The following is a 4,790-nucleotide window of genomic DNA, read 5'->3' on the forward strand; positions in this document are numbered from 1 at the left end:
TCTAAATCGGAACCGGAGGTGGGCAACTGAAGCGAATGTGAGTATCATGCGCCGCACATTTGGCAGGGGTCGCTTCTAGCTGACTCCCTGCTGGCGAAGCGGAGGAGTTCCCGCGGATGCCCTACTATTCAGCCCGACGCAATGTGGGCTGAGCGATTTGAAGGCTGGTGAGGCTTGTCAAAAACAAGCTGAGGCAGTCCCCGAGAAGCCGGCCACAAGCCGGCTTTTTATAATCCCCCCCCTTAAACATCAATCACGTAGCCTTAAAGATCCACTCTGCCCCCCCTGAACATGTCTCTGGTGCAATAGGCAGCCATTCAAAGGCCAGTGGGCTCCAGCAATATCAAAATGACTCGACGCAATCTAGGTGTATTACCCCTTCTTCATTGCTTCACCCAAATAGTCAGCGACCTGATCGATATCCAACATGTCGCCAACAGCGACGCGAGGATGAAACATGTCGCAAAAATACAAAAATAACGACACGTTATGCACGCAGGCTTTACACTAGCGACATGACAAGGGCGCTTATAAAAGCGGCCTTACCTTTAACTGGACGTCCTAGTGAGCGTGCGCCCCATGACTAACCCCCAACGGCCTTGGCAGGCGGATAGACCCTATAACCAGCTTCCACCCTTGCCGCCAAAGGCAGAACTGGAAACCCGAGCAGTCCTCAAACGCTGCATCGAAGCTCGAGCAGCCTTGGCCGAATTGAAACAAGCAGCCGAGCTGATTCCTAACCAGACGATGCTGATCAATACGATCCCGCTGCTGGAAGCCAAGGACAGCTCCGAGATCGAAAGTATTGTCACTACTACAGATTTACTCTTTCAGCATGCCCAGGATTGCGCCAATCATGCAGATCCCGCGACCAAAGAAGCCCTCCGGTACCGCAAGGCTCTACATAACGGTTTCCAGTCTCTGGCTGAACGTCCACTCTCTACCGGCACAGCAGTAGAGATCTGTCGAACGCTCAAGGGTGTAGACATGGACATCCGTCGAGTGCCAGGCGTCCAGCTAGCCAATGATCGGACCGGAGAAATCATCTATACCCCACCAGAGGGCGAAGATCGCTTACGCGACTTGCTCACCAACTGGGAACGTTTTCTACACAACGAGACAGACCTCGACCCGCTGGTTCGCATGGCTGTCGGACACTATCAGTTCGAGGCTATTCATCCATTCACAGACGGCAACGGTCGTACCGGGCGCGTGCTAAACACCCTGTATCTGATCCAGGAAGGTCTGTTGAATCTACCGATTCTTTACCTTAGTCATTTCATCATTGCGCATAGAGCCGATTACTATCGACTACTGCTTGATGTCACACGCGAACAGGCCTGGGAGCCCTGGCTGCTGTACATGCTTACTGCCGTGGAAGAAACCGCTCGCTGGACCAGTGCAAAAATTGCCGCCATTCGCAGCCTGTCCGAGCACACCAGCCAATTTGTTCGCGAACGTTTGCCGAAAACCTACTCACGCGAATTGGTGGACGTGATTTTTGAGCAGCCCTATTGCCGTATTAGCAACGTCGTCGACAAGCAGATCGCTCAGCGCCAGGCTGCTTCTCGCTACCTCAAAGAGCTGGTCTCCATTGATGTTCTGCAAGAGGTTCAGGTCGGAAAGGAAAAACTGTTCATTCATCCAAAGCTGATGCAGTTGCTGATTCGCGACAGCAACGAATTCAAGCCCTATTTCTGAGCCGAAATTAAGGAAATCGTGAATAAGTCGCCTGGACGATCAAAACCGAACAGGCGACGTCATATCACCTAGGCTGCAAACACTCCACCGCCCTATCCGCCACCATCTTCGCCATCTCCACCAAATGCATCACCGCCCTCTGTGGTGCAGCCACTGACTCGCTGATCACTTGCGACGTAGCCAGCGCACAATGCAGCAGCTCAGCCACCTGCACCCAGGCATCCTCGAAGCTCAGTTCTTCATTGACCGTGAAGGGGTTGGTCAGGTGTGACGACAGCGTATCTGAACAAACGTTATCCATAGCAAAACTCCTAGCAGTAAGTGACTACCACCGTCCTTTCGCGACTAAACGAGCAGAGGTGGCGGCTGTACGCAGGTTAGTCGACCGGCCGCTAGGCACCGGCGCACCCGAGGGTGCCCTGCGCACAGCCACCATAAAGTGCAGGCAAGAAGACACCTGTCTTTGGGATGGCGCGTGCGCCTAGCGAGGTCCGGGCGACTAAACCCGATCACTGAATTAGCAGTGACGGTCAGCAGCCTAGACACCCAATTCCACTGGCGCAAGCGGTTGGGATTTTCTCGGAAACGTCCTGCAAATGAAAGGGATCGGACCTGCTGGCTACTCAAAATCAGGCAATTCACTCCTGTTCTGCACAGCAACCCGGAGGCCTGAAATCGGGCGTCAACCATTGTCCACTTTAAGTTGACAGTAAGACTCCTCCCACCCGATTTATCCCTCGTCACCCACCCATTAATCTGTGTCCATGTTGAACGCAACGCCCAACCAACCTAAACAAAAAAGGATTCAACCATGAGCACTACAACCTACAACCGCTTGAACAAAGACGACGCCATTGTTCTGCTGGTCGACCACCAAACCGGCCTGATCTCCCTGGTGCAGGACTTCTCTCCCAACGAGTTCAAGAACAACGTGCTGGCCCTGGCTGACCTGGCCAAATTCTTCAACTTGCCGACCATCCTCACCACCAGCTTTGAGCAAGGCCCTAACGGCCCGCTGGTGCCGGAGTTGAAGGAGATGTTCCCGGACGCGCCGTATATCGCTCGCCCTGGTCAGATCAATGCCTGGGACAACGAGGATTTCGTCAAGGCGATCAAGGCCACCGGGCGTAAGCAGATCATCATTGCCGGTGTGGTGACGGATGTGTGTGTGGCGTTCCCGACATTGTCGGCGCTGGCAGAAGGGTTTGAGGTGTTTGTGGTGACGGATGCGTCGGGCACGTTCAACACCACGGTGCAGCAGGCGGCGTGGAGCCGGATGACACAGGCCGGTGCACAGTTGATGAACTGGTTCTCGGTGGCGTGTGAGTTGCACCGCGACTGGCGCAACGATATCGAAGGGCTGGGGAATCTGTTGTCCCAGCGGATTCCTAACTACCGCAATTTGATGAACAGCTACTCGGCCCTGTCTGCTCGCCAGAGCTAAGACTGCCATGCTCCGTATTGAGCCTGCCTGAAAAGGCAGGCTTTTTTATGGGTGTAGATTGAGAGGCGTGCGGGTGACGCAGAGCGTCACTGGATGCGTTACCACGCGGAGCGTGGGAACGAACCCGTCAGACGTCCCTAATCCAGGATCAAGTGCGGCAGAAACCGGCTTGAATCCTTGGTGATCAAGCTATTGTCCTCGCGCACACCGATGCCGGCGGCCTGGTCGCCAATGACCCAAGAGCCGATCAGCGTGTAGCTGTCACCAAATTTTGGCAGCGGTGCGAACTCTTGAAGGATGAAGGGCGCATCCGTGTAGGGGCCGTCTTCTTTTACGGTCAGGCCTTCGGCGGTTTGCAGTTCGATGTTGGCGCCTTCACGGGAGAAGAACGGCTTGCGCACCCAGCCTTTTGGCACGGCTTTGCCTGGGTCGGTGTCCAGGTGGGACGCGAGCAGGTTGGGGTGGCCTTTGTTGAATTCCCACAGCAGCGGCAGGATGCCTTTGTTGGAAATAATGGATTTCCACGCGGGCTCGAAGAACTGTGTGTCGCTCTGGGCAATCGCGGCACCAAAGGGTTCGTGGAAGATGAACTCCCAGGCGTGCAGTTTGAACAGGTGGGGAATCCAGCGATCTTCAAGGTCGACGAAGCGGCCTTCGCTGTTCAGGCCGATGTCTTCGATGTCGATGTGGCGCGATTCGATGCCGACCTTTTTCAGCGACCAGGCGCAGGTAGTCGGTGGTGCCTTTGTCTTCGATCGAGTCTTTCATCGAGGCGAAGTAGAACGGCTGGTTGACCTGCAGTTGCGCGAAGGCCTGGTGCAGTTTGGTGTCGATGCTATTGAACTGGTCGGCGTGCTTGGGCAGCAGGCCGCGTTCGATGCATTGTTCCAGCCAGCCCCACTGAAACGCGGCTGCTTCGTAGAGGCTGGTGGGGGTGTCGTAGTTGAGCTCCAGCAACTTGGCGGGCCCGCTGCCGTTGTAGGAGAAGTCCATGCGCCCGTAAAGGTGCGGGTGGCCTTCGAGCCATGAGGTTCGGATCATGTCGTAGAAAGGCGCGGGGATGCTCAGGCGTTCAAGCAGTTCTTCGCTGTGGACCACGCGGGCGACGAGGTCCATGCACATGTCATGGAGCTCGGTGGTCGGGTCTTCGAGGTCGCGCTCGATTTGCTTGAGCGTGAACTGGTAGTACGCGCTTTCGTCCCAGTAGGGTTCGCCGTCGATGGTATGGAACAGGAAGCCGAGGCTCTCGGCGGTGTGTTTCCAGTCATGACGCTCTGCGCATTGGATCTTCTTCATGGCCGGTTTCCTTAGCTGCTCGACCCGCCGCCCCAGCCGCTGCGTGCGCTGGCTTTGCTGCCGAAGCCGCCGCGGGAGGTGGCCGATGAAACCGAGCTCGACTTAGGTGAAGATCGCAGCGTGCTGGTGTAATTGCTGCTGCCGTAGCGGGCTTGGTTGGAACGGCCAAAGGTCGCGCCATTGGACACGCGTTGGTTGAGCGTCGAGTTACCGTAGTTGCCGCGATCATCGCGGTAGCGGTACACCGGCTCGGAACGGTAGCTGTTGCGGTTGTTGCTCAGCATGTTGCCGATCAGCAAGCCGGTCAGCAGGCTGCTGGTGGAGAAGCCTGAGCCGCCGCTGGCCTGAG

Annotated in this window: 4 protein-coding genes and 1 pseudogene; 2 read left to right on the forward strand and 3 right to left on the reverse strand. The window is 56.2% G+C overall.

Translation table 11 applies throughout. The annotated features are described in order from the left end of the window. Window positions 1-579 precede the first annotated feature (579 nt). Window positions 580-1,701 (forward strand): protein adenylyltransferase Fic, encoded by a 1,122-nt coding sequence (gene fic, locus DQ405_RS24175; RefSeq protein ID WP_032904192.1) that lies wholly within the window; start codon window positions 580-582, stop codon window positions 1,699-1,701. Window positions 1,702-1,765: 64 nt separating this feature from the next. On the opposite strand, the gene DQ405_RS24180 is transcribed toward fic, so the two are convergent. After that, window positions 1,766-2,002 carry a DUF6124 family protein gene (locus DQ405_RS24180; RefSeq protein WP_073452042.1) on the reverse strand — a complete coding sequence of 79 codons (237 nt, stop codon included), beginning with the start codon at window positions 2,000-2,002 and terminating at the stop codon, window positions 1,766-1,768. Between the two features lie 510 nt (window positions 2,003-2,512). Here DQ405_RS24180 and ycaC point away from each other — a divergent pair. After that, window positions 2,513-3,145: an isochorismate family cysteine hydrolase YcaC gene (gene ycaC / locus DQ405_RS24185; RefSeq protein ID WP_073452040.1), complete on the forward strand. Its 633-nt coding sequence runs from the start codon at window positions 2,513-2,515 to the stop codon at window positions 3,143-3,145. Window positions 3,146-3,282: 137 nt separating this feature from the next. Here the strand turns inward: ycaC and DQ405_RS24190 are convergent. Next, a pseudogene (locus tag DQ405_RS24190) lies at window positions 3,283-4,441 on the reverse strand (glutathionylspermidine synthase family protein). An 11-nt stretch (window positions 4,442-4,452) separates the two neighbouring features. Continuing rightward, the coding region (locus DQ405_RS24195; protein WP_168426349.1) for a DUF1190 domain-containing protein at window positions 4,453-4,790 on the reverse strand (338 nt) is incomplete at its 5' end.

The sequence above is a fragment of the Pseudomonas sp. SST3 genome (genome assembly GCF_003325755.1).